The following is a 26,415-nucleotide window of genomic DNA, read 5'->3' on the forward strand; positions in this document are numbered from 1 at the left end:
GTGCTACTTCCTGAATATTAACAAAAATTTTATCCTATTTGCCTAAAAATATCAAAATACAGTCAAAAATAGTAAAAACACGCCTATTTTAAATTGTCGATTCCAGGTAGATTTGTTAATCAGTCTCTTAAACGCAGATCGCATGCAAATTGGAATGAATCTTTTGCTCTGGGGTACCGACATCACCCCGGCGCTATTTCCCGTACTCGATGAAATCAAATCCCTGGGTTTTGCCGGGGTGGAAGTGCCTATTTTCAATTTAAACCCTGATGACTGGCAGGTTTGGCGGCAAAAGCTGGACGATCTGGGCTTGCAACGCCTCGCAGTAGCCATCAACGGCCCCGACGCCAACCCACTCAGTGCCGACGCATCCATGCGCGCCCACGTACTCGAAAACAACAAAAAAGCATTAGACTGTGCCGCAATAATCGGCGCAAAATTATTGATGGGGCCGATTCACTCAGCCTTGGGCGTTTTCACCGGCCAACCCGCTACCGAAGAAGAATGGCAACGCGGTGTGGCGCACATTCGCGCCCTGGCTGAATACGCAGCGACCAAAGGCATCACCTTGGGTATCGAATACCTGAATCGTTTTGAAACCTACCTTTTTACTTGTACCGATGATATGCTACGCTTTGTGGATGAGGTTGATCATCCAAACTGCAAGATCATGTTTGATACCTTCCATGCCAACATCGAGGAAAAGGACATTCCTGCGGCCCTACAAAAATGTGGGGATAAACTCGTACACGTGCAACTTTCCGAAAACGACCGGAGTACCGTGGGCAAAGGCCATGTTGATTTTGCAAAAATCATCGCCACTTTAAAATCGATGGATTATCAAGGCATGCTGAGCATTGAAGCCTTCAGCATGAAATTGGCGGCGGCGAATATCTGGCGTCCCATGTTTGAATCTGAAACCCAGCTGATGCGAGACAGCATCAACTACCTGCAAAAATTACTCTAATTCATATCCTAAATAACACCTGCACAGCATGAAAAAAATAAACATCGCAATCGTTGGCCTTGGCTTTGGGGCAGAATTTATCCCCATTTACCAGCGCCACCCTCATGCCAATATGTATGCCATTTGCCAGCGCAATGAAAGCAACTTGCACAAAATTGGCGACGCATTCAACATCGAAAAACGCTATTCCGATTATGATGAATTGCTCAAAGACCCCAACATTGACGCAGTCCACATCAACTCCCCCATTCCCAACCACGCGGAACAAACCCTGAAAGCCCTGAAAGCAGGCAAACACGTAGCCTGTACCGTTCCCATGGCCACCTCGGTGGAGGAGTGTATGGAAATTGTCAAGCTGAGCAAGGCAACGGGTAAAAAATACATGATGATGGAAACGGTGGTATATAGCCGCGAGTTTTTATTCGTCAAGGAATTGTACGAAAAAGGTGAACTGGGCAAAGTGCAGTTCCTCAAAGCCTCGCACCAACAGGACATGGATGGCTGGCCCGATTATTGGCCTGGTTTGCCGCCGATGCATTATGCTACCCACTGCGTAGGCCCGGTGGCAGGTTTATTGAAATTGGAAGCGGAATATGTTTCCTGTTTTGGTTCTGGGACGATCAGAGAGGAATTATCAAAAATCCACAACTCTCCTTTTTCTGTGGAATCCGCTCACATCAAATTCAAGGACAGCGATTTGAGTGCTTATGTCTACCGCTCTCTATTCGATCTGGCTCGCCAATACCGCGAAAGTTTTGAAGTATACGGCACCAAAAAATCCTTTGAGTGGCCGCTCATTGAAGGGGAAGATGCAGTGATTCACACCGCCAAAAAGGAGGAACATGAAATCCCGGAACGGGTAAAAGTGCCTGATTACGCCCATTTGTTACCCGAAGATATCCAACGCTTTACTACTCAAGGGGTGTACGATGTGGCTGAAAACACGCACCTGAGTTTCACCCAGGGCGCAGGCCATGGAGGCTCGCACCCTCACCTGGCACATGAATTCTTGATGGCTTTGGTTGAAGATCGTGACCCATTCCCCAATGCCTGGGAATCGGCCAACTGGACTTCGGTGGGTATCCTCGCCCATGAATCGGCCATGCAAGGAGGAAAGATTATGTTTTTGCCTGATTTTAAAAATGCATAATTTTTTAGCTCTGCAGGCGGCGCAAGGTTGATTGGTTCTAATTTTTAATTGCTAATCAAGCAGTGACATTTTCGGGCGCTAAGCGCTTAATTCCTAAGGTGCTCTAAGGTGCCTAAGGTGGTTCAAAAAAATCTAACCTGGTTTTGAATCACCTTGGGGGTTTTATATTGAACCACCTTAGGCACCTTAGAACACCTTAGGGATGCACCTTTGATCCTCAGCAGTAAATGATCAGAACCAATCAGCCCTACTCTGCAGCAGGCTTATTGCCATAGTTAAAAATTCTTCCTCAATCCATATCCAAATTTGAGCATCAATGAAAAAGTTAATAGTCCTATTTTTAATTCTTTGTGCATTCAGTGCATCGGCCCAAAAAGCCCGCCGCCTGGAAGTACTTTTTCTCGGCGACAATGGGCACCACCGTCCAATTGAACGGGTCCCCTGGATCATGTCCGCACTGGGTGACAAAGGAGTCAACTTCACCTACACCGATCAATTGGCCGATATAAATCTGGCCAATCTCAACAAGTACGATGCCTTGATGATTTACGCCAATTGGGACAGCATTCCACCTGCTGTTGAAAAAGACTTATTGGCCTATGTCTCCGCAGGAAAAGGCATTTTACCGATCCACTGTGCTTCCTTTTGTTTTCGCAATTCGAGCGAATATGTAAAGATGGTTGGTGGGCAGTTTTGGCGGCATCGGATGGACACTATTCAAACCACCACGGTGCAACCTGACCATGTGATCATGCAGGGCTTAAAACCCTTTAAAGCCTTTGATGAAACCTATTTGCACAGCAAATTACAGCCCGACAACAACGTTCTAGCCGTCCGCGAAATCAAGGCCGACCAGTTCAAGGACAAACCCGACACCAAAACCGAGCCCTATACCTGGACCCGTAGTTACGGCAAAGGGCGCGTTTTTTACACTGCCTATGGTCACGATGCCAATACCTGGCAAAATGAGGGTTTCCATGCCTTGATCCTTCGGGGCATCCTCTGGGCCGTCGACGATGAGGCCAGAAAAGCACACGCGGCTTTGAAGCCTGAGACCTTTGTGTATCGGGAAGCAAAATTACCCAACTACGAAAAGCGCCCCGGCATCCAATACCGCCAGGATCCTTTGTCTCCCGAAGAAAGTATGAAGCACATTCAGGTGCCGGTGGAGTTCAACCTGGAGCTTTTTGCCGCCGAACCCAATGTGATGCACCCCATCGCCATTTCCTGGGATGAACGCGGCCGGATGTACGTGCTGATTACCAAAGATTACCCAAATGAACGCAAACCCAGCGGAGGTAGCGACTACATCCTCATCTGCGAAGACACCAATAAAGACGGTAAGGCCGATAAATTCACCCGCTTTGCTGATGGGCTGAGCATCCCCACAGGTATGGTGTTCAGCAATGGTGGGCTGGTCGTATCCCAGGCACCCGACATGTTGTTTTTGAAAGATACCGATGGTGACGATAAGGCTGATGTGCGCAAAGTACTCTTTACGGGTTTTGGCACCTTTGACACCCACGCCGGGCCTTCCAATTTGCACTACGGTTTTGACAATTGGCTATGGGGTAGTGTGGGTTATTCCGGGTTTAAGGGCGTAGTGGGCGGCAGCGATACCATCCGCTTCAGTCAAGGCTTTTTCCGCTTCAAACCGGATGGCAGCAAGCTGGAATACATGACCAGAACTTCAAACAACACCTGGGGGCTTGGTTTTAATGAAACCGGCGACGTGTTTGGCTCAACAGCCAACAATTCCCACGGCTGGTACATGGCCATTCCAAACCAGTTTTACCCCTCCACCAACAACATCGACAATGGCAGTACCAGCATCGATACCCACAAGGACATGAAAACCATTACGCCCAAAGTGCGTCAGGTGGATGTATTTGGGGGATTTACCGCCGCTGCCGGGCACAATGTGTACACCGCCAGGGCTTTTCCGAAAAAATACTGGAACAACATCGCCTTCGTTGCAGAACCTACCGGGCACCTTTTGCACCAGAACGTGTTGACCAAAAGTGGCACCAATTTCAGTGATGCAGAAGGATTTAACCTTATGGCCGGAGCGGATGAATGGTTTTCACCCGTATTTGCCGAAGTGGGGCCAGATGGAGCCGTTTGGGTTGCCGATTGGTACAGTTTTATCATTCAGCACAATCCACGTCCTGAGGGCTTCGTAATGGGCTCGGGCAATGCTTATGAAACCGATTTGCGGGATTACACGCACGGACGCATTTACCGGGTGAGTTACAAAGCGGCGCCAGCTTACCAAGCAATGGCATTGTCCAAAGACAAGCCGCAGGAACTATTGGCCGCACTAAAAAACACCAACCTATTTTGGCGCAGCCATGCCCAAAGGCTTTTGGTAGAAAGAAACCAAAAGGACGTTGTACCTGCCCTATTGGCCTTGATCCGCGACAAGTCAGTGGATGAAATCGGCATCAATGCTCCTGCCATTCATGCACTTTGGGTCTTGCAAGGGTTAAACGCCCTCGAAGGCGAAGCCTTGAATGTGGTGGAGGAGGCATTGAAGCATCCTTGCCCCGGAGTGCGGAAAACAGCAGTGCAAATTTTGCCACGCAACAAAGCAAGTGTTGATGTAATTCTGAAAAACAAAACGCTGGAAGACAAGGAATCCCTGGTGGCACTCCATACCCTGTTGGCACTCAGTGAAATGCCGATAAATGAGCAAGTGGAAGCACTGATTTTACAATCAATGGAAAGTACTAAAGAGCACCTCAACGACCGTTGGTTGCCCGATGCTTATGCTAACATCCTGGGCAAAAATCCAGGCTTGTTGAAAAAAGTATTTGCCAAAGTACAGGAGAAGGCCGCGGCAAAGGCTAAAACCATGACCCATGCCGCCGGACAGCACGACCACGCGGCGATGATGGCCAATACGGAGTCCAAAACCCAACCTTCAGCTACACCGACCCAATCCGATTTAATCGTCAGCAATGTCAGCTTTGAACCCGCCAATCCCATGCCTCGTGAGCGGGTTGCGGTGTCCGTCGAACTGCGCAATCAGGGCGGCGTGGACATTCCAAAAGGGGTTGCCGTAACCTTGAACATGCGATTTGTGGGCAAATGGCAGACCAATGAAATACCGGGCCAGGTGTACAATGAGGGGATAAAAGCTGGCGAAACGGTCACGATCAAAAACCTTACTTTTGGTACCCGCACTGTTCCCCTGGGCGTCACCCCAGAACAAGCCGGAGAGTTCACCTTTACGGCTACGGTGGACCGGGCCAATGCCATTGTGGAAGGCAACGAGGGAAACAATGTTTTGACCAAAAAAATCACCGTGGCCTTGTCGCAAAGTATGGAGCAATACGTACTGGCAAAAGCCATCCGCAGCAATGCCTCTCTGGCCTCGGTTGAGACGGTGGTGGACTACTTGAAAAACGCCCAAAAACTCGATCAGGACGGATTCAATGCGATCCTAAAAAGCATCAGTGAAGGTTGGGATTACCGCAGAAAAGTAACGCCAAATGCCGCTGACAAAAGTTACCTGAACACCGTTTTGGCCGCTAGTACCGGGGTGAACAAAGATCGTTTGCTGCGCCTGATGCAGTCCTGGGAGGTCGTGGCAGCGCAAGTAGAAAACGATCCTTCGGTACAGACCATAAAGCTCAAGGCGATTCGGGAAATGTTGCAATTTGACCAAAAAACGTTCACTGTTAAAGCGGGCAAAACGGTCGAAATTGTCTTCGAAAACCCGGATGCCATGCAGCACAACCTGGTGATCGGCAAACCCAAATCACTGGAAAAAATTGGCAAAGCGGCGGATAAAATGATTACTGATCCAGATGGAGCAACTAAAAATTATGTTCCAGAGGTATCCGATGTACTATTTTCGACGGCCTTGGTCAATCCGGATCAAACGGTTCGTTTGCGCTTCACCGCACCTGCAAAGGCTGGGGATTACCCTTATGTGTGTACTTTCCCCGGGCATTGGCGGATCATGAATGGGGTGATGAAGGTGGAGTAAGGAGTCATCCTACTGGATTTTTTTCCACAACATTGAGTTTTTTATAGTAAGTTGGACCAATTTTTCATCACTTTACTTTTTTGAAATGAATATTTTTGTTGCAAAACTCAATTTTGGGACGCAAAGCGACGACCTGATGGCAGCTTTTGAAGCTTTCGGGGAAGTCGATTCTGCTAAGGTAATTTTTGACCAAGAAACTGGTAAATCCAGAGGATTTGCTTTCGTTGAAATGCCAAATGACGATGAGGCGCAAGCCGCTATCGAGGCATTGGATGGAACCGACTTTGACGGAAATACAATAGTAGTCAAAAAAGCTGAACCACGCGAAAACCGTGGTGGTGGCGGCGGTAACCGTGGTGGCGGTGGCTACGGCGGTGGTGGCGGTTATGGTGGCGGCGGTAACCGTGGTGGCGGTGGCTACGGCGGTGGCGGCGGTTATGGCGGCGGCGGCGGCGGTAACCGTGGCGGCGGTGGCTACGGCGGCGGCGGCGGTAACCGTGGTGGCGGTGGCTATGGCGGCGGCGGCTATAGCGGCGGCGGACGCGATCGTTGATACTAGCGGATTAGAGCCAGTGCATAAAAGCAACTGCCAATGATCCCTACTGGCCTCCAGTAAACTAAAAGAGGCAAAACTGCCAATCGGATTTAATCTGGTTGGCAGTTTTTTTTATACCCCTGACATAGGGTTGTCACTCCCTCCAATTAACTTTGCCCTACAACAACCCAACCGCCATGCCCGAAAAAGAAATAGAAACATTTTGCCCGAGCAACCGCCAGGAGTGGCGGCAATGGTTACAAGAAAACCACCAGTCCAAACAGTCGGTCTGGCTGATTTATTACAAAAAGAAAACGAACATTCCTTCCGTCACCTGGAGCGAAGTTGTCGATGAAGCTCTCTGCTTCGGCTGGATCGACAGCACAGCCAAACCCTTGGATGAGGAAAGATACATGCAGTTCATCACCCGCAGAAAACCCAAAAGTGTTTGGTCAAAAATCAATAAGGATAAAGTACAGCGCTTGATTGAGGAAGATCTGATTATGCCAGCGGGGTATGCCAGTATTGACATCGCCAAAAAAAATGGCTCCTGGAGTATTTTGGACGAAGTAGAAGCCTTGATCATCCCGCCCGATTTGGAAAAGGCATTTGAAGCTCAGCCAGGCTCAAAGGAGGCGTTTTTGAGTCTGAGTAAATCGGCGCAAAAAGCCTGGTTGTATAGACTGGTTCTGGCCAAACAAGCTGTGACAAGAGAGAAGCGGATTGGAGAGCTTGTGGCAGGGGTTGTGTTGGGGATGAAATAAGGAACTTTTTCACTTAAAACCAGCTTGTACCCTATCTAAGCTCAATCTTCATAAAATGACCAAAGAAGAATTTAATCAATTTTGGACTTCCACCTATCCAAATACTATCCCCATCCAACATAATTTCAGACACCAATACACCGATCGATGGTTTAGAATTCACAGTTTGCCAGAATCTCAACGCTATGCCAACACCCCAGAAGAATGGGATATCTTGTTATCCCGGCACAATCAAATCATCACCGACTTATTGGGCAATCATTCTAAAGTTCTACTTGTAACTGGCGAGTACAACTATAATTCTCCGGGAGATAAGCATATTGTCGAAGCAGAAGCTGCTTTCCAAGCCTACACCTTTACTTTACTTGATAATATTGACCTGAACAGTTTAAATCCAGACGAACACGAACCAGGAAAAGTTTACAGACCAGCTTTTACAGAAACCGTTTGGAGCATGACTCAACACGATGCTTTATTAAAAGAGCTTGCCGATGGGCAGCTTCGCGCCTTTTTTGTTTCCATCGAGTATCAGCTCATTGTTGCCCCTTACGACGGTGGAATCGACTTTATCCTAAAAGACAGCCAAATCAAAGACGCCTATAAAGCAAAGTACCAGGACTGGCTATCCAAACTCCCCAGTGGCTTATAAATTAAAACAAATCTAAATCTCCACTCCCAAATCCAAATCTCATTTCCTATCTTTATCACACCCAGATATGCAATAAGTTCACCAACCCATAAACACCATGTCAATCCCAAATTCCCCCCAAGCGGCACCGCCCACTTGGGACATCCAACACCTGCGACAGCACCTCCAATACGCCGTCGATCTGGAGTTCTGGACAATTCCCTTTTACATGTCGGCCATGTATTCGATTGTCGACCGCAGTTCCGACGCCTTTCAACTCATTCAGTCAGTGGTCAATCAGGAAATGCTGCACTTGCAGTCGGCGGCCAATGTTGCCAATGCTTTTGGGCTTTCCCCATCATTTGATGCGCCTGCTTATGTGGGGCAAAACATTCCCCATTTGAACTTCAGCCTGGACGATCCCAACCCCTCCCAAGAGCCCCAATTCCAACCCTACAGCGCGGAAATTGGCCCTTTGGATGCTGCGCGCATCCACGCAATGTGCCTGATTGAGTACCCGGACTGGGAGTCAACTGATCAACCCAATTTGCAGGAGGATGTCTCCCAGTACGCCAACATTGGTGAGTTTTACCGGGCCATCAGGTACGGTGCCGAGCAGTTACAGGATCAAATCCGTGGTGGGGTTAAGCAGGTCGATTTTTTCGCCTCTTTTTACCGCAATATGCCCGCCATGACCGTCACCGAAAGTGGCAAAAATGGATTTTACCAGGTTGGATTGCTTTTTGACCTGATCACCGACCAGGGCGAAGGCATTGCCCAAAGCAAGAACGACATTAAAACCGTTTTCCAAAATACCGCCGACGACCGCAACCAGGAACTCGACCATTTCGACAAATTTGAACAAATCCGCACTGCTCCCCTGCCTGCCACTTACCCCCTGAAACCCAGTTCCGAATACACGGCACAGGATCAGGAGGTTTTGGAAATTTTGCAGGAGCATTTTGCTGGCTTGCGCAAAAACCTGCGGGCTTTGTTCAACGGCAAAAACCCGGAAGACTTTGTGCGTTTGATGGTATCGGTTGGCGCCGCTATTCAAAATTGCTGGAAACAGGGGGTCTTGCCTCGTTTCAGTTAAAATCCCAAAACCATGGCTAATAAAACGGTATTTCGGGTGCATCCCAGCATCAACTTTGCCCGCATTGGCAGCAGTACTGAATTCTATTTGTCGCCGGAAACCAGCGCCGGGCTCCCCCTCGACAATACGGCTACCACGGGCGGTCTACCCATCAAACCCGGCACCGAGAGCGAATTCATCACCAGCAATGACCTGCGCGACGCCGAGGGTTTGCTCAAGCGCCAAGCCGCGCGGTTTCGGCTCTATGCCTATGAACTGGATGGCCCCGACACTTATCCCTGTAAAAGCCCAGCCCAGGAAATCGTGGTTGGTAGCCGCCTGGCTGATGGTCGAGTTGTCAAAGACATCGTTTGGACCGCCCATATCGCCAATAAAAAAGCCGCTGCCTATGTGGTAGTGAATTCTCAGGGCGTCAACGCCTATGCCGATGGCAAAGTGCCCCAGTTGCGCAATCAAGGCGTATATGGCGACGTCAACTCCCCTACCCGACTAAGCCAATTGATGATCGATCCAGGGCCACGGGCGATTGCCGCTTCGGCCAAAACAAGCGCCCATTTTGACAAGGCGACTCCGGCAAGTTATGCCGATGCAAATGGAAAAATCCAGGAGCAAAAAAATTACCCCAAATATTTCCCTACGGGTAAATTGTTCGAACCAACGGGCAAGCTGAATACTTTGGGCGAGATTCAAACCGACGAAAAAGGCCGCCTGCTGGTCTTGCCCGGTTTTGGCCGCACCGCCGCCCAATACGATGAATACGGCGATCCCATCCCCTTGACTGGCGATTTGAACAACGCTGGCTGGTTCGATGACGCGGGCGACGGGCCGGTTTCCGCTACTTTGATTTTTGAAGATGAAAGCATCGCTCCAGTTTTCGGTGCCTGGGTAATTTGTGGCGACCCTGGATTTGCACCCCAAATCCGCAATGTGGTTTCGGTTTGGGACGATGTATTTGATGTTTGGGTGCGCGAATTGGCGCTACAGCCAGAAATTTACGACCCAAAAGCATGTGCGTTCAATCCCGATTACCAACCCGATTTTGAGACCCAGATTCGCCCCATCTTCCGCGCCGCCAATCTGCAGCGTTGGACCACCAATTTGCCCAAAATGGCCTTGCGCGCACACGACGCCGTGGATGCCATCAGTGCTACCGACAACCCGAACAGAACCATCATGGCCGGGTTGAATTTCATACGCAACCCGAACATTACCGCTGAACTGAACATTGGGGTTCCTTTGATGCCCTTGTCGGTAGGTGATGCGGGCACTTCCTTTCTGACGGTTACCAAAACCCAATACTTCTTTTTGGAGCAATGGAGTAAAAGTAACTTTGTGTCGGACAAAGGTTCGGGCCTCGGCGCGGGCGAAATGCTCGACATGGCTTCCCTGAGCAATTGCCTGGGCGGGCGTTTTGTACCCGGCATTGAAGTGAGTTACACCGTGCGGTGTGAAGACCTGTACATGAACGACTGGCGCGAATCCGGCGCAGGCCCTTTCCGGGTCAAACACAAGGCGCTCAATTACGCCGCAGCCACACCCAATACTCCATTTTTGTCTGGTGGCTGGATTCCCAACACAACATGCTCGACGGCCTGGAACCTGGCGACATCTCCAAATTCATGTCGATTCCCTGGCAAACCGACTACAATTCCTGCTCCATCCACCAACCCAGCATCAATACCCTGGGCGTGAATCACACAAATGGCAACGAAACCACCCTGTACTGGTCCTGGCCCTCACAACGGCCTGACTCGGTTTATGTCGCCACCGAGGTGGTCAACAATGTTTTGCCCCAGCAAAAATGGGCCATTCGCGGGCCGGGCACTTATGCCCTCGACCCAAAATCGGCGAGCACTTTCCAAAAAGCGCTACAATCGGTGACCGACTGGGATCGCCTTGGCATCGTAATCCAAGGCACCGCCATTGAAGGCGATACTTACGACCCGGAATATTACCTGGAAGTTCAAGCCCGCTTCGATGACGCCGCCAATGCTGACAATCCTGTTCTGATGTGGCCATTCAATACGCATGGCTAGCGCTTACGATGTAGTGGTATTGGGTGGCGGGCCAGCGGGTTTGGCCACCGCCCTTTCCTTGCGCAGCTTATCAGATTGTTCCATCCTGGTCGCCGATGCAGGCGAGCAAAAACGGGAAAGAGCAGGTGAAAGTGCTCCTCCCGATTTGCTCGCCCCGCTGCGGCGTTTGCAATTGGAAGCGAATTTTTTAGCAGCGGGGCATATGCACAGCCCTGGCAGTGCGGTGCGCTGGGGTCGGGAGCAGGTGGGATACAATGACCATTTGCTCAACCCTATGGGGCCTTCCTGGCGGCTCAATCGCCCGGTATTTGACGCCATGCTGGTAGAGGCCGCGCTTAAACAGGGCATCAGTGTACAATGGAATACCCGCTACCTCCGCGCCAAAGCCAACGAAGCTGGTTTTTCACTTACCCTGGCGGAGCGTGCTGGTTTGGAGCGGGAAGTCCAGGCGCGTTGGGTGGTGGATGCTACGGGGCCATTGGCTCGTTTTGCTAATGATTTGGGGATAAAAAAACGCACGGATGATCAACTCTTTGGGTTGGCAGGGTTCAGTACCGTTCAGTCTGGCAATATGAAAAAACAAGTGTTGGTAGAGTCGACTCCCGAGGGTTGGTGGTATGCTGCGTACCTGCCCGACCATAGAATCATCCACATGTTTGTCACCGATGCACCCCAGTTGCGCCAACTCAAATCCGCTGGCATAGAGGGTTGGGCAGCGCTGCTGAGTCGCACCCAATTGCTTGGCCAGGCGCTGGAGGGTGTACAATTGACACCACCCGAATTTCATACTTTCCCGATTTATTCCTCCTTGTTGGAACAAACCTTCGGTGAACACTGGCTGGCCGTGGGGGATGCGGCGGCTACTTACGACCCGATTGCTTCCCAGGGTTTGTACAAAGCGGTGAGTGACGGGGTGATGGCCGGGCGGGTGCTCGCGCAGGGGCATGAGCAGGAATTGGAGCAGTATGATGCTGGGGTAAAAGAGCGGTATGCGCGGTATTTTGAACAGCGTTGTGGCTTGTATGGGCAGGAAAGGCGCTGGGTGGAGGCGGATTTTTGGCGGAATAGGCAGGTGGTGGGCCTTTTGTGAATGCCACTTTTATTTGTATCTTTGTTGAAATGCAGCTAAGTATGACCATGAAAGTGAACATAACGGAGGATAGCCTGCTGATAGAAATTCCGCTGGATGAGAACCTGGATGAAAAAGCCCTCCAGGAACTTCATTTTCAGATATTGGCTGAGAAATGGAATGAGGAAAACAAGTTTTTCTTTCGCAAATGAGACGTCTAAATTACTCTAAGGGCATACTCAAATTGGGTTTCTTTTGCGCAGCGCAAAAAACTTGAACATACATCTATGGAGTAAAATTTGCCACCAAAAAGAGGGAACCCATTACATTGTTGTTGATAAAAGTTGGGAATATTTTATAGAGAGAGATCGAAACAAAAGTATTCAAGAGTGGCTACACGACAGAAGACATAAAACACGATTTGGATACTTTTTCATAGGAATCAAAGTAATATTATCACGTGATGTATGGAAATACCATAAAAAATGGCAAATACACTCATGTACTTGCCACTGCCACACCTATTTTAAATAACTCAGGGGAAACAAAACGACTCTGCAATTAGAATCTAGACAGCGTTCATGTTTTTAAAAAGGGCCGCCCCAAATGCGGGCGACCTACCATATGAATCATAATCACTTTCATAACTATAAAAACACGAGTGGTCTGGCATACCAGTTTACTCGGCTTGGACACTAGTGCATTGAAGATGCAGTGAGAAGGGGGAAGGGCACACTGCCCTTCCTTGTATGATACGAAATTCTCATGAAAAAATGCTCGTCTGCACTGACCTTCCTTTCGCCTTAGCAAAAAAGCAAAGTTATTGTGCTTTTCAGGCGCAATGATTTGCCATCATTTTAAATGATTGTATGTTTTAAAATGGAAACAGGGAATTCGGGAAAGTAGGGTATGGAATGGAAATTGGGAATAAGAAAAAGGTAAATGTTTATCTAACGAAATACATTGATGCAAAATTAATTCGTCTAAAAAGCAAGATAAATGACAAAAAGCAAGATTTGGATACTTTTTAAGCTTTGTTTCGATTGAGTTTGGACCGCTGAGGGAACTACGAACACATGCGCTGGGAAGGGTACCCCCGTAAGACCCAGTTTTACGTAGGCGGTAGGTAGTCGTGGTTGCTGGAAAGGATCGGATTTGCTGGATTTTGCAATTACTCTTTCACAACAGGCACAGTTTGCAGTTTTCCAGCACGTTCTATTTTCAGCCAGTAGGTGTCTTTGGGCAGGTTAAATGGCAACCTGATTTGATAAAGCCCGTTGCTAGCACTTATTGTAATGTTTAATTTTCGGCCAAGAGCATCCATCAATTCGAAATGGTTGGTACGATCCAAGCCATACTTCTGCTCATTGACATCCTTGACTGAATTCGGATACAGGGATAGCTGCCCGGCATTGTCTACGATGACTGCGACTACTTTGGAATAATCAAACGTGCCAGCGGAAAAAGCACCTAGCTCAAAATGGCGGCGTACCTGAAAAATAGAGGGGCAGGGCTTGAGCGAACGATGTGGTAGCGCTCATATATATAACTGTAAACAGACTTAAAACCCAAGTGTAATTCATTTTCAAAAAGACACATTTTAAAGGTTCAATCATTTTCGTCCAAGGAATAAAAGGAGGAAGAAGCTTTAGAAACCTACTACAGTTTCCTCGAAAAATAGGTTGGGGACGTTTTGGCGCAGAGCAGCGTAATCAGCTACTGCTCCGGCACCAAAGGTCAGTTGGACACCCATTACATCCTCGACTTGATTGTAGGCCTCTGTGTTCGTAAGGCAATTGTTTAAAAGTAGTGTTCTAGTAAGGGCGGTATTAAATTCGACCTTAAGTTGAGGGTAAAGAGGGTGGTCTCACTTTCATTGCTCCTTGCGGATGCCCCGCAGGAGAGAGGGCGCAGAAAAAGGGTGCCCTTATGAAGTAAGTAGTTATGATTCCATCTTTGGTGAAGATCCCAAAGTTTTCTGCTTTTATCACTCCGGTATGGTTGATGCATTCGATGCAGGCCAGGCTTGAGTCAATGTTCAGAATGAACTGATAACCCTGGATTTTGGCCAAATCTTTGGCTTTGAATACCACGGTATAGTTTTGTCTGCTTCGTAGTTTATGCTTATATAATGGTTCCTGTGCCCTAATTAGGCAAATGTAAAAGTACAAGCTGCTGCCAAGACCCAAAAAGACAAAAAACAAGATTTAGATACTTTTATTAGCCAGAAATAGCGCGTTAGGAATAAAACACTGAAAGGAAGCGCAACTACTAAAATGCCAAAGTAAATGCTTGTAACTAGCTGCTAAAGGTGCGGAAGCGCGAAGGGCTTAAAACCTATCGGTTTCCCAAGTCAGGTCATCCACCTGTTTTTGGGTAGAACTGAAGTTGATTCCGATTTTGTGTACGGTATTGCCAGAGTCCTGGATGGGAAGGTCGGGCTTTTGCAGGTAGCAAGGGCTCTATTTTAGAGCACAATGCCTCTGTTGGGAGTGTTTTTTAGAAATCCAGCCACCCATGATACAAATTCCACAAAAAAGCACATAAGTGGAAATTTTTGTTTTTCAGATATGGGACATATTCCGAAGGATTAACCCCAAAATACTCCCGAAACACTCGGGCGAAGTAAGAATTACTGCGCATTCCCACGGCATACATTACTTCGGTGATGGTAGAATAGGTACCCTCTTCAAACAAGATTCGGGCTTTTCGGAGGCGTTCTTCGAGAATAAACTGCTGAGGGGAAAGGCCGGTATAAGTTTTGATGCGATTGCGGAGGGTACGCTCAGAGACTGCCAGTTTGTGGGCCAGATAGGTGACGGTGAGTTTAGAATTTTGAAGTTCGGCCTGGATTACTTCATGTAAGGATTGTAGCCAGGAAGAGCGGTAATTTGATGCAGCAGTATCCAGCGAATCAGCCACTAAAATACGTGCTGACTGGGGAGAAGAAAAGCCAGTTGAGAAAGCTTTTTTTCTGCGTTCAAAATTGTTGATGATGTTGCGGACCCATGCAACCAAGAGATGGAGATTAAATGGCTGGATCATGTAGTGATCCACCCCGGCATTGAGTGCATTTAGACCGAATTGTTTTTGGGAAGGTTCGAGTAAGAGTAAGAAGGGGGTAAGCTCGAGGGTAGGAGTAGAACGGATCATGCGCAAAAGTTGGAGGCCATCCAGTTGGGGTAGAGAAAAGCTTGAGATGATCAGATCCACATTGTTGTCTTTAAGAAAATTCAGGGCATCCAGGCCGCATTCAACAACTGATACCTGATAAAACAAAGTGAGGGAGGAAAACAACTGCAATTGGGTATTTTCATCAGAGTTTACGATCAATATTTTTTTAGCGTGACTATGAATAGCAGGCATAAATAAACGGTTTTGAACTGATACCAAATAAAAAGTCTATTGTATTTGTTTTGTTTATAGCAGATGGATTCGTAGCGTTTTTTTAATAACCACATCCTGTTATGGCAGGTGTAAAATCGGATAAACTCATGCAAAAGCTGTGTGAAAATCCAGACTTTTTAAGTGCCAGCACTGCAACAGCAGGCGTTAAAGATGCTTAGCACTTCTTATTCCACGCGGCGGCGGATTGAAGGCGAAAAATGGGCAGAAAACAACTCTCAAATCCATTATTTCCGTCCGATAGCAATGGGACGAGATGATCCTGGGACCCACATCGCCTTCCTAGTTGACTTGGAGAAGACCTAAACATTGTTTTCTAGCCTATTTTCGCCCCAGAGGAGCATACATGATTTCACCCTGGGAATGTACTAGTGTGTGCCTTGTGAAGCAGTTCCAACCCAATCCCTGTTCATTTTCACCTCTTTAATTAAGAAGAATTTTGGCAGAGTTGGGCCGATCAGATCGACATTGATGGTGGCATTCGGTACAAGTAAAAAGTGTTCAGTTTTTGCAACAGGTAACATACGGTAGTTATTAAATCCAAATCCTTCCAAGGGCAATTGAAGCCAGCGGTTGAGGATAAGGGCATGATAAAATCATTGTAAAGGCAAAGATTACTTACACAAAGAAGTATCTTATAGGATAGAGTTAATCCTGGGAAAGGAGAGAATTGGTTCCAGAAAGACCGTCATTCTTCCGTGGAACAAAATTACTGGCTGCAATCGGATTAATCCAGGACAAAAAACAGGAAACAGATACTAAAACAAACGAAAGTTCCTAAAAAAGGTGCACGATATGCACCTCACAACATTTCCCGAAAACACAACAAAAATGATAAAAAATAAGAATCTTAAAAATTCAGAGATAAGTCTTTATGTGGGGTGTTTTGTTCTTTTTGGAGTTGAGTTAGCGTTTGTAGCCCTACCCGAAAAGCTTAAATTTAGCATCTTAGTTAGACGAAGCATGGGACAAAGTATGAATAAGATGGACGGCCAAGGTCTCATAAGGTACAATTTCCATTTCCGCACTTTGAGTAGAGTAAGCATGAGGCATGAGGGAAAGTTTAGCGATGGTTTCCCTTTGTTTGCGGAGTAAGGCGGTACGATCAAAAATGATTTTAGGCAACGACAACAAAAAGCGAAAAAAGCAGTCACTACGCTGCAAGTCACTACTTTGGAGGTAGCGGTTTCGGTACTTATTGATGGCGTCAATGCGGTTGCTCAAGTGATCGAAATCCAGATTAACGAGATTGAACATCATTTCGAGGATAAGGACATGTATATTGAGTCCTTTTTTGTCTTTAGACGACAGGGGAACATCATTGACAAAGCGGCCTATTTTGAAATGGGCCAAGTGCTCATTTTTGGTAATCAGTTGATCGGGCAATTGATTGAGTCGGCCCAACAAAACCAGGTAAGCCTCGACAATTCTCCAGAACTCCTGCAGATGAGCAGGAAGGTGTTCATAATTGAAGCTATTGCGGATATTTTTCCATTGATTAAACACCTGAAAGGGTTGATGCTGGTGCATATTGACTATGCACAACAACTCCTGCAGTTTGTACCAATTGTAAGATTCCTCCTGTGCATAAAGGAAGCATTGTTGGAGTGATTCTTGTGCCAGTGGAAGATTATTCTGTTGACAAGCACTGACTGCGATTTGGTAGTGAAAAGCAAGCAGGGGCACCGATGCCGTGTAATCTTTAGTTTTAAAAAAAGCAATGGCACGTTGGGCCACTTCAATGACCTGGGCATGATCATTCACACAAGCAAAGATGTAGGCCTCGAGGAGGCGGCCATAGAGATGTAAGAGGTAGGATGAGTTTTGTTGCAGGGCAGGTTTTAGTTCTTCAAAATAGGCCTTAGCCTGCTCGAGAAAAGTCTCTTTACTCGCCTTGCTGTGGATAGAGTGGATACTTAGTTCAAGGTAAAGCTCAATTGCCCGACTTTCGATACCTGCATTTTTTTGAGCATTTTTAAGTTCCAGGTTGTACTGCTGAAAGCGTTGAATGTTGCCGTCGTTGGTACCATGGTAGATGCGCAGTAAGTGACAAATGTCGATGATCAGTTCGGTAAATTCGTATTTGCGGGCAAATTTGAGCAATTTAGTAGCGATACCAACCGCGACATGGCGGGCATTTTTGGCGAACAAGATTTTGGCAGCAGCCCATTCCTTATGGCATCCATAATACGCCAATTGGCGATCGGTGAAAGAAGGCTGTTTGAGGTCGATCAGGAAGAGGGCACTGATGAGTTCGTCCTTCAAGGTTTTACGCAATTTCTTGTAAGCAGGTGCTTGTTTGTCCGCATTGTAGAGTTCTCTAGCTGCAGTGTCGTCGTCAGGGAAGTCCCCATCAGCGATTTTATTGTAGAACTCCATTAGTTTGGATTTTTTATTACTCCAGCCTTTATTGCGGCGAATGGCCTCCAATTTTTCATGAGAAACCACCTGAATCAATTCGATAAGGTCTTGCATACAGTGTTGGATTTTGATCAATGAAACCAAATGAACATAAAACCTTTGTACACGTTTAAAGGATAAGTTCCTTCTAAAATGGTCAATGGAGGTAAATCATGGTTAGGAACAGGAGGAAGGGTAGCCATAAATGGCTGAGGTAGCTCAAAGTGGCCATGGGCGAAGCAGGTATCCCAAAGTTTTTGAGAGATGAATGAAGTAGAAAAGCAAAGGCCCCAACACTGAAGTGCTGGATCAAAGATGAGTAGGCCTTTGAGTTGGAGGGGGCAATGGCTAGTGAGGGTTTGAGGCAATACAATAATTCGGCAGAGGCCATTGCCCGTGCAAGCGGCCTGGGGGTTGCCAAAGACAACTTCCGCTGCCAAGGTCACGCACTGCCTGGGAAGAGGCTGCGTGAGGTTAGATGACTTGTAAATAGGAAAGTTCATCATGAGTATGAGCGTTCTTGTTAAGGAATAAACAATTTTTCCAACATGTTGTGGTCAAAAAATGAAAGCCTTCAAAAATAAACACAAAGGTTCCCTCCCTAAGCACTGTAATATAAAGTGCACCACCTACAAGGTAGCAGGACTAATCGGGTGCAAGGCAGCGTTCATGTTTACAGTAAAAAATGATAGTTGATGAAATTTTGCACCGCCTGGTTTTTGAAGTTCCGCAAGTTTGGATTGGTTTAACTTTTTCATATGTTAGGTTGATTTTACTTTTCCCTATGATGGAAGAGCATACCAAAATTCGCTCAAGCCATATAGAGATGGAGCTAGTTAGAAGATTTATAAACGGTAAGCGTAGAATTTAATAATGCAATGATAGAGCGCTCACAAAAAACAAATCGGCAAAAATTGAGTAATATTCGGCAAATTGCAGTCCTAACTACTATACTGTCCCCAACTCAAGCATTTCTTTCATTTAAAACGAACGAAAAAATTGGTTTGAACAATGAAGAAGATGGTATGTTGGCCGGTGGTTTTGAGCTGGGTTTTGAGCTTGGGAAACACCGAAAAGGTACTGGCACAGCAGCAATGGTTTTGGAAACACGGTGCAGTGCAAATAGTGGTCAACCAATGGACTAGTAACGAGACTTTGCCCCATGGGCGAACGAGCTTGGAACACGGTACAGTAATAAAAGGGAACATCCTGGACGAGATAAAACCCTTAAAACTAGAGGTACTAGTGATGTGGGCGTTTTACAAACCCCTGTGGTTTTTGGGTTTGATGCTCATCTTAATTGTAGTTGTTGGTTTTTGGATAGCCCGGATGCGCAGCCTACTATTGCAGCATCAAAACCTCCACATACAACAGAAAGTAGAAGAAAAGACGGCGGAACTGGTGGCTAAAACCGAAACGGTAATGCAGCAAGCTCACAAAATAGAGCAAGTAGAGCGCTACAGGACAAAACTATTTGTAGACATCAACCACGAACTCAGGACGCCCTTGACGCTGATCAACTGGTCGATCAAAGCTTTGAGTCAAGACGAGCAGCTTTCCACTACAGGCAGGGAACAAATGGACAATATCAAAAACAACATCGAACAACTAATACTACTCGCAAACGAGATCATACAACTAGCCCGGCAGGAAGAATCAACTCTATTAAATGAACAGATTATTGATTTTAAAGACTTTATTCAGTCCGCCTCTTTGTCCTTTCATACCTGGGCCGCAAACAAAAACATCGAATACAAGCTGAATATGGAATTGGGCGAAATGGCACAAAAGCCAATGCTGCTAGACGAAAGTAAACTACAAAAAATCCTAAACAATCTGATCACCAATGCCCTCAAGTACTGCCGGGATGGCAACGCCGTCAACTTGAACGTTCAGATAAAAAACTACAGCTTGCACATAGAGGTAATCGATACGGGTTTAAGTATTGCCAACGAAGAGCTTGAGAATATCGGACAGTGGTACAGCCAAGCCAAGAACAGCAAAGAAACTAACGCATTAGGATTTGGAATTGGACTGGCGATCACCCAAGAACTGGTCGAAGCGATGGGGGGAATTCTGGAGCTAAGCGGTAAAGTAGGCGAAGGCACCAAGGCCTATTTGGTAGTGCCCTACAAGGTGGTGGAAAAGAAAGCCATTGAGGCTCATACCAACGCAGAAGCAGAGAAGGTAGAGGAGGAACTCAGGCTGGAAGCAACAGTATACCTTGAGGGCAGTAAAATCCTGTTGGTAGAAGACATCGCCGAAGTGCGTCAATACCTGCATTCCTTTTTGTCTCCGTATTACGAGATCGTTGAGGCACAGGATGGTGTGGAAGCACTGGAACGCCTAAAAGAAGGGCGGTTTGACCTGATCATATCCGACGTGATGATGCCGAAGATGAATGGATTCGAGCTTTTACAAAATGTAAGACAAAATAAATCAATGCAGATGATCCCATTTCTGATCCTTACTGTACGGGCAGAATCACAAGATCAGATGCGAGCCTTGAGATTGGGGGTGGATAGATACTTGACCAAACCCTTTGAACGGGTGGAATTGTTGGCACGGGTACACAATCTACTGATTAACCAGCAATTGCGACGCAACTCTCCCCCCAACACAACAGTAGATGGGGCCCTAGAGCAAGTTGAAGCAGCCAAATCAATCAACCGTGTGAATCAGTGGTGGCAAAAGCTGGAAGCCCTAGTGAACGAGCATTTGACCAGCAGTGAGCTCAAGATCACTGATTTGGCCTATCAGATGGCAGTATCGGAGCGGACCCTTAGAGACCGCATTCGGGAGCACACTGGTTGGAGTCCAAAACAATACTTGCTTGAGGTAAGGCTAGCAAAGGCCAAGCTGCTGCTGGAGAATAAGGTATTTGCATCAGTAGCGGAGGTGAGTTATGCGGTGGGGATCAAAACCCCTTCCTACTTTGCCAGGTTATACAAGAAGCGTTATGGCAAATCGCCATCCGAATATTGATGAGTTACTCGTTATGGGATGAGTTAAGAGCCCAGAGTACATGAAGAGTTTAGAAGTAAGCTAAAAAAGTCATGACTGTAACAAATAATTCATGTTTCTATCAGGCTAAAGATAAATCATGCATACACAACCCCTTTTCTCAAACAAGTTAAGGCAATTTGAGGAATCCATCTACCTGCCAGATTAGACTCATGACATTTTGCAAATAATTTGTTGCTGGCAGGTAGTGGTTCCGTTGCATATTTGATGGATCTATTTTAATTGTACGGTTGACAATAAAAATGAGGACTGCGTTGCAATCAACTCTTAATCTTCGCAAACTTCCGGCTATACCCAAAATAAATCACCAGCCCAATCAACAACCAAACCACCAAACGAATCCAATTGTCGACCCCCAGGTTGAGCATCATAGCCCCACAAAACAAAATCCCCAAAATTGGCACCAGTGGAACCAGTGGCGTTTTGAAGGGCCGTGGAGTATCGGGATTGCTGCGCCGCATCACCAAAATCCCTACACAAACCAGAATAAAGGCAAACAAAGTACCAATGCTGGTCATTTCACCCACCGTATCCCTTGGGACAAAGGCAGCAAATATTCCCGTAAACACAAACAGAATCAGGTTCGATTTGGCAGGCGTACTGAAACGTGGATGGATGTCGGAAAACACTTTGGGAATCAGGCCATCCCGCGACATGGATATAAAAACCCGGCTTTGCGCCATCAAATTGACCAGGATAACCGATGTAAATCCGAATAAAACCGCCACCGTAATGAAGCCTGAAAGCCAACCATAGCCATGCATGTACTGATCGATGATGATGGGCAAGGCGGGTGAAATCACCCCGCTGACCACTTCAGTCCCAGGTACTTTTTGCTGCAAAGCCGTATAGGGGGCAATCCCGGTAAGTACATAACTGAACAGGATGTACAAGGTGGTACAAATGACCAAAGAGCCCAGAATCCCAATCGGCACATTGCGCTTCGGATTTTTGGTTTCCCGAGCAGCAGTAGATACCGCGTCGAAGCCCAGAAAGGCAAAAAAAACAATCCCGGCAGCACTCCACATGCCGCCCCAGCCACCAAAAGCCTTTGATTCCACGCCAGTGCTGGTTTTGAGTAAAATTTTCGCTCCTTCGGGGATCTGGTGATTTTCAGGCTGCATGAATTGCCAGCCCAAGCCGATAAAAAGCAGTACGATGGCTACTTTGACAAAAACAATGATCCCGTTGACCAGCGCCGATTCCCGGATGCCCCGAATCAGCAACATCGTCATCAGCAACAAAACGACCAAGGCAGGTACGTTCATTATGCCCGGTTCAGCCAAATCAAAAGGCGAATGGCACCAGGCCTGTGGGATCATCCAGTTTTCCCCGATGAACTTTTTGATGAATTCATTCAAATATTCGGACCAGCCAATGCTGACCGTGGCTGCCCCCAGGGCATATTCAAGTACCAAATCCCAACCGATGATCCAGGCCACCAACTGTCCCATCGTTCCGTAGGAATAGGTATAAGCACTGCCACTGACGGGAACCATGGCCGCGAATTCGGCATAACACAATCCTGCAAAGGCACAACCCAATCCTGCTACTACAAAAGATAAGGTGACTCCCGGCCCGGCATTCATGGCGATGGCTCGGGCAGTCAACAAAAAAATACCCGCTCCGATGGTAGCGCCCACACCGAGCATAATCAGGCTGGTGCCGTTGAGATGCCGTTTTAAAGTGCTTTGCCCCTCTTCATCGGCTTCTTGTAGCATATCCGACAAAGGCTTTTTCACAAAAAGATTCATGTGCTTTAGTTTCCATGGTGAAGAAAAAAGAGTAGTATAACCGTCTGGGAAAGCTTCCAGCAGTGTATGGCAAAGGAGCGTACAAAAATTCATTTCTTCACTCAGGAAAGTTGCCGAAACGGCTTATTCCGGGGCTGGATTTTCCCCAGAAGAATTCCCAGAAAGATTACTTTCGGAGGGATGGAGGTAGGGTACGATCTTGTTGTGCAGGGCAAAAAGCAAAATCAGGGCAATGTCGTTGCGCAAACCCAACTTCAGGGCAATTTTGGTGAGCAGGTCGTCTACGGTTTTCCGACGCTCCGACCTTGGGTTGGGAAAAAGCTCCCGCATGTCGCCAATCGCCGTTCTGGTTTTGCCCGCAGCGAGGTAACGCAAGACCAGAATTTCTTTCAATTCAAGATTCCATTTTTCTTTAATCTCTTCGTCGGAAAGCAGTGCTGCTTCCTTCAGATCTTCGGCATTTTTAAGCTCGTAGCTGTACAGCAGAATGGCAAATAATATGATGAGCAGTGATTTAAAAGAAGTAGCCACAAGGGTATAAAAAATCAAGTACTCATCCATTTTTTCCAGCGGAAAACCAGCCCAGGCAGGAATCGTCAACCCCACTTCTGCCAACAATGTGATCAACAGCGTGATGTAAACCACCCAAACCATCAGCGACACATGCCGTTTTTGGTCACTAAAGGCTTCTTTAAACACTAACAGTAAGGACAAAATGGTAAAAATAGAAAACAGGATATCTGGCCCATACAACCAGTGCCAGCGCAGGTCGGTAGCGGCAATGCCCAAACTGGTGTACAACCAAAACACAAAAAAAGTGGCTGCTATCGACCCAAGACCCATGAACAAGACCCCCAGCTTATTCCTTGCCAGGGAAATGATTTCTTTTAAAAACCGCGAAGCATCTGGCTTGATTTCAATACTCGGAATGATGAACAAAATAAACACCGAATTGATGGTAGACAGGGCGCTGGTAAACAAGTTGATCCAATTCGGCAGTTGATAATGCAAGGCTAACAATCCGGATAAACCGGAAATACTCCAAATCAACAAGGCCTTGGAAAACCACAATATTCCTTCGATTTTGTCCTGTGGAGCATGCTCTTTCCGTTTCATTTGCCACAACAGATAAAACACCAGGGAAAAAATCCCGCCAGTAAACAGCATCCATAAATTGTAAAAGACTTGTAAGCTCTGCCCCTGCTCCTGGTTTGAGTGGCCTTGTGCAAGCAGAAAAATAGGCGCAAAAGACAGGACAACCAGAAAGATTTTTTTACGCATGCTCAGCATATCTTTACCTTACTTCATGAAATCTATTCATCAAGTAAGGTAAAAATAAGCCAAGGAAAAACAAAACCAGACTAGTGCACTTTCGATAAGTCTAGGTCTAGCCGCTCCCCTGCCAAACGCCCTACCAAATGTAAACTTCGTCCGTCTTCACTCGGAAAAGCTTGTCCGGTAATATTACCATATCCATTGTAAGAACCCTCGAATTGGATCGAAATTGCATGATTTTTCCCGTTGTAAGTATACCGACAATTTTCTTTATCATTGGTGCCAAACACAAAGCAACAAAGGCCATCACGTTCAAAATAGATCTTGGTCAGTCCGCCATCAGCATTGGTTGAATCTGAGCTTGGAGTACTTTTCAATAAATAAGTCCCCCTAATGTTTGGAGACCGTGCATCGGTATAATATGCAGCAAAAGTGAGGGCAAAAGGGATAAAAATCATCAGAAAGCGGAGGCCATTGTTGCGGAAGGCTACACTTAATACTGGCCGTCCCGATGCTCCACTAGCAGGGAGAAAAAACTGCAACAAGCGCCGATAATCCAACAGCAACAAATATAGTAGCCCCAAAGACAGGATAATCGACTGCATGGTGGCCCCGGGATTAAGTCCATAAAACACATTGATGAACAGGATATTGAGCAACACGGGCAATAGCAGGGTTACCCCCAACAAACGAGTTCGGGAAAAGAGCAGCAACACAGAGCCCCCAATTTGAAAGGCAGCTACAATCAAACCAAAAGGATAAGAAAACCCAAAATAGTGCCAGGTCAGCCACTCTCCGGAAAGTGCGCTCAGCTTTTCATCGTACATAAAATAGGGCACGATGAACTGTTGTCCAAAGATTTTTTTAAAGCCAAAAATGGAAATATTAAAAGCTAACCCGTAGCGGATTATGCCTTGCCAAAGTGCCAGTTCGGCACCGACGGATTCAGGGAATTTACGCCCCTTGCGCTGCCAGATAAATGGATATACCAGCCCTAACAACAAACTGAGCCCACAAAGGCCAAAGACCACTTCAGGGATTACCCAGGAGCCAGGCAATGTTCTACCCAGTACCAAAAAAACGGCGCTGAGGACCAAACCAGTTAAAAAGCAGGTCAGGAGTTTTTGAAAAAAGGAGACTTGTTGCATTGAGTGTAGGTTAGTGTGATGAACAAACCCTTAGATGAACAAGCCTCCTTTTTTGGTGTGCTGCATTAATTTATACCAGCGAAGAATTACATGTGCTCCTCTCGTCCATCCGCATGCACCGCAAATCGTCCGGTTTCCCGCGCATGTACATGATCGGCGCTCGGCCAGGGCCAACCGCCAAATTCCGTGCGTTGGTAATCATTCACTGCCTGATGCAATTCCGCCTGGGTATTCATCACGAAGGGGCCGTATTGGGCCACTGGTTCGTTGATAGGGCGACCTTGTAGCAACAGCAATTCTGACTCGGTATTGCCATTTTCCAGCAGGATTTCCGCATCTGAACGTACCTCTATGGCGTTTTTTAACCCTACTTTTTGGCCATCCAATTGCAAAGTATCTCCCTTGAAAAAATAGAGTGATCGATTCAGCCCCGCATTAGCAGCGGGCAAAGTGTATTGGGCGCCTGGCTCCAGTTTGAGGGTCCAGATGGCCACCTCATTGGCAGCATCAGCAGCCCAGGAATGAGGAGGAGGAGCAGGAGCTTGTACATCGGACAAGGTACCCGCTACAACCCGCAGCCAGGTCTTTTTGCCTTGCTCATCCACATTTTCCACTTGTGGGATGGTGTGCGACCAAAGCATACCAAAGTGGGGCTCTACCAGTTTGTGCTTGGCGGGCAGGTTGAGCCAAATTTGGAAGAGTTCAAAGGGGTTGTCCTGGTCTTCTTTGAGTAGTGGGAACATCTCGGAGTGCTGCACACCTCGGCCTGCGGTCATCCATTGCACATCGCCATTGCCAAAGCGGGCGGTGGCGCCCAGGGAATCGGAATGATCCACAAAACCTTTGCGCACGATGGTCACCGTTTCAAAGCCTCGGTGGGGATGAGCTGGAAAGCCAGGCACGCTTCGCCCGTGGTACATGCGCCAACCGTCTTTGATCGTAAAATCGTTGCCTAGGTTACGGCCGCTGAGAGATGTAGCTGGCCCCATTTGGGCGTTGCCATGGGGGTAAAAGTCTTCGTGGTGCACGCAGAAGAGGAAGGGATCGCGGGTTTCCCAGGGGAAGCCGAGTGGTCGGATGCGGAGGATATTGGACATATTGCACTTTATTTTGGTGGTATTTTATACAAATTTGGGGGGATAAATGTTCTGTGGAAATTCCTGCCTTTTA

Annotated in this window: 22 protein-coding genes; 12 read left to right on the top strand and 10 right to left on the bottom strand. The window is 47.1% G+C overall.

Going from position 1 to position 26,415, the window contains the following annotated elements; genetic code table 11:
- Positions 1-142 precede the first annotated feature (142 nt).
- The 11 genes from ACO08K_RS31090 (at position 143) to ACO08K_RS31140 (ending at position 12,451) form a co-directional block, all read left to right on the top strand.
- Positions 143-967 (top strand): sugar phosphate isomerase/epimerase family protein, encoded by an 825-nt coding sequence (locus ACO08K_RS31090; protein ID WP_421800403.1) that lies wholly within the window; start codon positions 143-145, stop codon positions 965-967.
- A gap of 28 nt (positions 968-995) precedes the next feature.
- The gene (locus ACO08K_RS31095; protein ID WP_421800404.1) at positions 996-2,117 is read left to right on the top strand and encodes a Gfo/Idh/MocA family protein; all 1,122 of its coding nucleotides are present in this window, start codon (positions 996-998) and stop codon (positions 2,115-2,117) included.
- Between the two features lie 316 nt (positions 2,118-2,433).
- Entirely contained in the window at positions 2,434-6,111 is a 3,678-nt protein-coding gene (locus ACO08K_RS31100) for a PVC-type heme-binding CxxCH protein (RefSeq protein WP_421800405.1), read from the top strand.
- 85 nt (positions 6,112-6,196) lie between these two features.
- Entirely contained in the window at positions 6,197-6,664 is a 468-nt protein-coding gene (locus tag ACO08K_RS31105) for an RNA recognition motif domain-containing protein (RefSeq protein ID WP_421800406.1), read from the top strand.
- Between the two features lie 179 nt (positions 6,665-6,843).
- A complete protein-coding gene (locus tag ACO08K_RS31110; protein WP_421800407.1) occupies positions 6,844-7,410 on the top strand; it encodes a YdeI/OmpD-associated family protein in 567 nt (188 codons plus the stop codon).
- Positions 7,411-7,465: 55 nt separating this feature from the next.
- Entirely contained in the window at positions 7,466-8,059 is a 594-nt protein-coding gene (locus ACO08K_RS31115; RefSeq protein ID WP_421800408.1) for a DUF3885 domain-containing protein, read from the top strand.
- Positions 8,060-8,156: 97 nt separating this feature from the next.
- Positions 8,157-9,134 (top strand): ferritin-like domain-containing protein, encoded by a 978-nt coding sequence (locus ACO08K_RS31120; RefSeq protein ID WP_421800409.1) that lies wholly within the window; start codon positions 8,157-8,159, stop codon positions 9,132-9,134.
- A 12-nt stretch (positions 9,135-9,146) separates the two neighbouring features.
- Positions 9,147-10,826, top strand: a complete 1,680-nt coding sequence (locus tag ACO08K_RS31125; protein ID WP_421800410.1) for a LodA/GoxA family CTQ-dependent oxidase — start codon at positions 9,147-9,149, stop codon at positions 10,824-10,826.
- On the top strand, positions 10,715-11,170 hold the full coding sequence (locus tag ACO08K_RS31130; protein ID WP_421800411.1) for a LodA/GoxA family CTQ-dependent oxidase: 456 nt from the start codon (positions 10,715-10,717) through the stop codon (positions 11,168-11,170). The genes ACO08K_RS31125 and ACO08K_RS31130 overlap by 112 nt, the downstream gene beginning before the upstream one ends.
- Positions 11,163-12,260 (top strand): NAD(P)/FAD-dependent oxidoreductase, encoded by a 1,098-nt coding sequence (locus ACO08K_RS31135; RefSeq protein WP_421800412.1) that lies wholly within the window; start codon positions 11,163-11,165, stop codon positions 12,258-12,260. Before ACO08K_RS31130 ends, ACO08K_RS31135 begins: the two co-directional genes overlap by 8 nt.
- A 47-nt stretch (positions 12,261-12,307) precedes the next feature.
- The gene (locus tag ACO08K_RS31140) at positions 12,308-12,451 is read left to right on the top strand and encodes a hypothetical protein (RefSeq protein ID WP_421800413.1); all 144 of its coding nucleotides are present in this window, start codon (positions 12,308-12,310) and stop codon (positions 12,449-12,451) included.
- 959 nt (positions 12,452-13,410) lie between these two features.
- Here ACO08K_RS31140 and ACO08K_RS31145 read toward each other — a convergent pair.
- From ACO08K_RS31145 to ACO08K_RS31170, 6 genes are all read right to left on the bottom strand, one after another.
- Entirely contained in the window at positions 13,411-13,740 is a 330-nt protein-coding gene (locus tag ACO08K_RS31145) for a T9SS type A sorting domain-containing protein (protein ID WP_421800589.1), read from the bottom strand.
- A gap of 998 nt (positions 13,741-14,738) precedes the next feature.
- Positions 14,739-15,605, bottom strand: coding sequence for a helix-turn-helix domain-containing protein (locus tag ACO08K_RS31150; protein ID WP_421800414.1), 867 nt, complete (start codon positions 15,603-15,605; stop codon positions 14,739-14,741).
- A 407-nt stretch (positions 15,606-16,012) separates the two neighbouring features.
- Entirely contained in the window at positions 16,013-16,168 is a 156-nt protein-coding gene (locus ACO08K_RS31155; RefSeq protein WP_421800415.1) for a hypothetical protein, read from the bottom strand.
- Between the two features lie 424 nt (positions 16,169-16,592).
- Entirely contained in the window at positions 16,593-18,119 is a 1,527-nt protein-coding gene (locus ACO08K_RS31160) for a hypothetical protein (protein WP_421800416.1), read from the bottom strand.
- A gap of 17 nt (positions 18,120-18,136) precedes the next feature.
- On the bottom strand, positions 18,137-18,550 hold the full coding sequence (locus ACO08K_RS31165; RefSeq protein WP_421800417.1) for a hypothetical protein: 414 nt from the start codon (positions 18,548-18,550) through the stop codon (positions 18,137-18,139).
- A 123-nt stretch (positions 18,551-18,673) separates the two neighbouring features.
- Positions 18,674-18,802, bottom strand: coding sequence for a hypothetical protein (locus ACO08K_RS31170; protein WP_421800418.1), 129 nt, complete (start codon positions 18,800-18,802; stop codon positions 18,674-18,676).
- Positions 18,803-19,055: 253 nt separating this feature from the next.
- Here ACO08K_RS31170 and ACO08K_RS31175 point away from each other — a divergent pair, with 253 nt between their 5' ends.
- Positions 19,056-21,029 (top strand): response regulator, encoded by a 1,974-nt coding sequence (locus ACO08K_RS31175; RefSeq protein ID WP_421800419.1) that lies wholly within the window; start codon positions 19,056-19,058, stop codon positions 21,027-21,029.
- Between the two features lie 299 nt (positions 21,030-21,328).
- Here ACO08K_RS31175 and ACO08K_RS31180 read toward each other — a convergent pair whose 3' ends face one another.
- From ACO08K_RS31180 to ACO08K_RS31195, 4 genes are all read right to left on the bottom strand, one after another.
- On the bottom strand, positions 21,329-22,822 hold the full coding sequence (locus ACO08K_RS31180) for an amino acid permease (RefSeq protein WP_421800420.1): 1,494 nt from the start codon (positions 22,820-22,822) through the stop codon (positions 21,329-21,331).
- A gap of 123 nt (positions 22,823-22,945) precedes the next feature.
- Positions 22,946-24,103 carry a hypothetical protein gene (locus ACO08K_RS31185; protein WP_421800421.1) on the bottom strand — a complete coding sequence of 386 codons (1,158 nt, stop codon included), beginning with the start codon at positions 24,101-24,103 and terminating at the stop codon, positions 22,946-22,948.
- A gap of 80 nt (positions 24,104-24,183) precedes the next feature.
- Entirely contained in the window at positions 24,184-25,245 is a 1,062-nt protein-coding gene (locus ACO08K_RS31190) for a hypothetical protein (protein ID WP_421800422.1), read from the bottom strand.
- A gap of 86 nt (positions 25,246-25,331) precedes the next feature.
- Positions 25,332-26,342: a pirin family protein gene (locus tag ACO08K_RS31195; RefSeq protein ID WP_421800423.1), complete on the bottom strand. Its 1,011-nt coding sequence runs from the start codon at positions 26,340-26,342 to the stop codon at positions 25,332-25,334.
- Between the last annotated feature and the right edge of the window lie 73 nt (positions 26,343-26,415).

Origin of the sequence: Haliscomenobacter sp. (assembly GCF_965225875.1) — a bacterium.
Taxonomy (GTDB): domain Bacteria; phylum Bacteroidota; class Bacteroidia; order Chitinophagales; family Saprospiraceae; genus Haliscomenobacter.

What these genes read in the sequence shown, in the direction of transcription:
- ACO08K_RS31090 (WP_421800403.1), top strand. Translation starts at nt 143, where the DNA reads ATGCAAATTGGAATGAATCTTTTGCTCTGGGGTACCGACATCACCCCG.
- ACO08K_RS31095 (WP_421800404.1), top strand. Translation starts at nt 996, where the DNA reads ATGAAAAAAATAAACATCGCAATCGTTGGCCTTGGCTTTGGGGCAGAA.
- ACO08K_RS31100 (WP_421800405.1), top strand. Translation starts at nt 2,434, where the DNA reads ATGAAAAAGTTAATAGTCCTATTTTTAATTCTTTGTGCATTCAGTGCA.
- ACO08K_RS31105 (WP_421800406.1), top strand. Translation starts at nt 6,197, where the DNA reads ATGAATATTTTTGTTGCAAAACTCAATTTTGGGACGCAAAGCGACGAC.
- ACO08K_RS31110 (WP_421800407.1), top strand. Translation starts at nt 6,844, where the DNA reads ATGCCCGAAAAAGAAATAGAAACATTTTGCCCGAGCAACCGCCAGGAG.
- ACO08K_RS31115 (WP_421800408.1), top strand. Translation starts at nt 7,466, where the DNA reads ATGACCAAAGAAGAATTTAATCAATTTTGGACTTCCACCTATCCAAAT.
- ACO08K_RS31120 (WP_421800409.1), top strand. Translation starts at nt 8,157, where the DNA reads ATGTCAATCCCAAATTCCCCCCAAGCGGCACCGCCCACTTGGGACATC.
- ACO08K_RS31125 (WP_421800410.1), top strand. Translation starts at nt 9,147, where the DNA reads ATGGCTAATAAAACGGTATTTCGGGTGCATCCCAGCATCAACTTTGCC.
- ACO08K_RS31130 (WP_421800411.1), top strand. Translation starts at nt 10,715, where the DNA reads ATGCTCGACGGCCTGGAACCTGGCGACATCTCCAAATTCATGTCGATT.
- ACO08K_RS31135 (WP_421800412.1), top strand. Translation starts at nt 11,163, where the DNA reads ATGGCTAGCGCTTACGATGTAGTGGTATTGGGTGGCGGGCCAGCGGGT.
- ACO08K_RS31140 (WP_421800413.1), top strand. Translation starts at nt 12,308, where the DNA reads ATGAAAGTGAACATAACGGAGGATAGCCTGCTGATAGAAATTCCGCTG.
- ACO08K_RS31150 (WP_421800414.1), bottom strand. Translation starts at nt 15,605, where the DNA reads ATGCCTGCTATTCATAGTCACGCTAAAAAAATATTGATCGTAAACTCT.
- ACO08K_RS31155 (WP_421800415.1), bottom strand. Translation starts at nt 16,168, where the DNA reads ATGTTACCTGTTGCAAAAACTGAACACTTTTTACTTGTACCGAATGCC.
- ACO08K_RS31160 (WP_421800416.1), bottom strand. Translation starts at nt 18,119, where the DNA reads ATGCAAGACCTTATCGAATTGATTCAGGTGGTTTCTCATGAAAAATTG.
- ACO08K_RS31165 (WP_421800417.1), bottom strand. Translation starts at nt 18,550, where the DNA reads ATGATGAACTTTCCTATTTACAAGTCATCTAACCTCACGCAGCCTCTT.
- ACO08K_RS31170 (WP_421800418.1), bottom strand. Translation starts at nt 18,802, where the DNA reads ATGAAAAAGTTAAACCAATCCAAACTTGCGGAACTTCAAAAACCAGGC.
- ACO08K_RS31175 (WP_421800419.1), top strand. Translation starts at nt 19,056, where the DNA reads ATGAAGAAGATGGTATGTTGGCCGGTGGTTTTGAGCTGGGTTTTGAGC.
- ACO08K_RS31180 (WP_421800420.1), bottom strand. Translation starts at nt 22,822, where the DNA reads ATGAATCTTTTTGTGAAAAAGCCTTTGTCGGATATGCTACAAGAAGCC.
- ACO08K_RS31185 (WP_421800421.1), bottom strand. Translation starts at nt 24,103, where the DNA reads ATGCGTAAAAAAATCTTTCTGGTTGTCCTGTCTTTTGCGCCTATTTTT.
- ACO08K_RS31190 (WP_421800422.1), bottom strand. Translation starts at nt 25,245, where the DNA reads ATGCAACAAGTCTCCTTTTTTCAAAAACTCCTGACCTGCTTTTTAACT.
- ACO08K_RS31195 (WP_421800423.1), bottom strand. Translation starts at nt 26,342, where the DNA reads ATGTCCAATATCCTCCGCATCCGACCACTCGGCTTCCCCTGGGAAACC.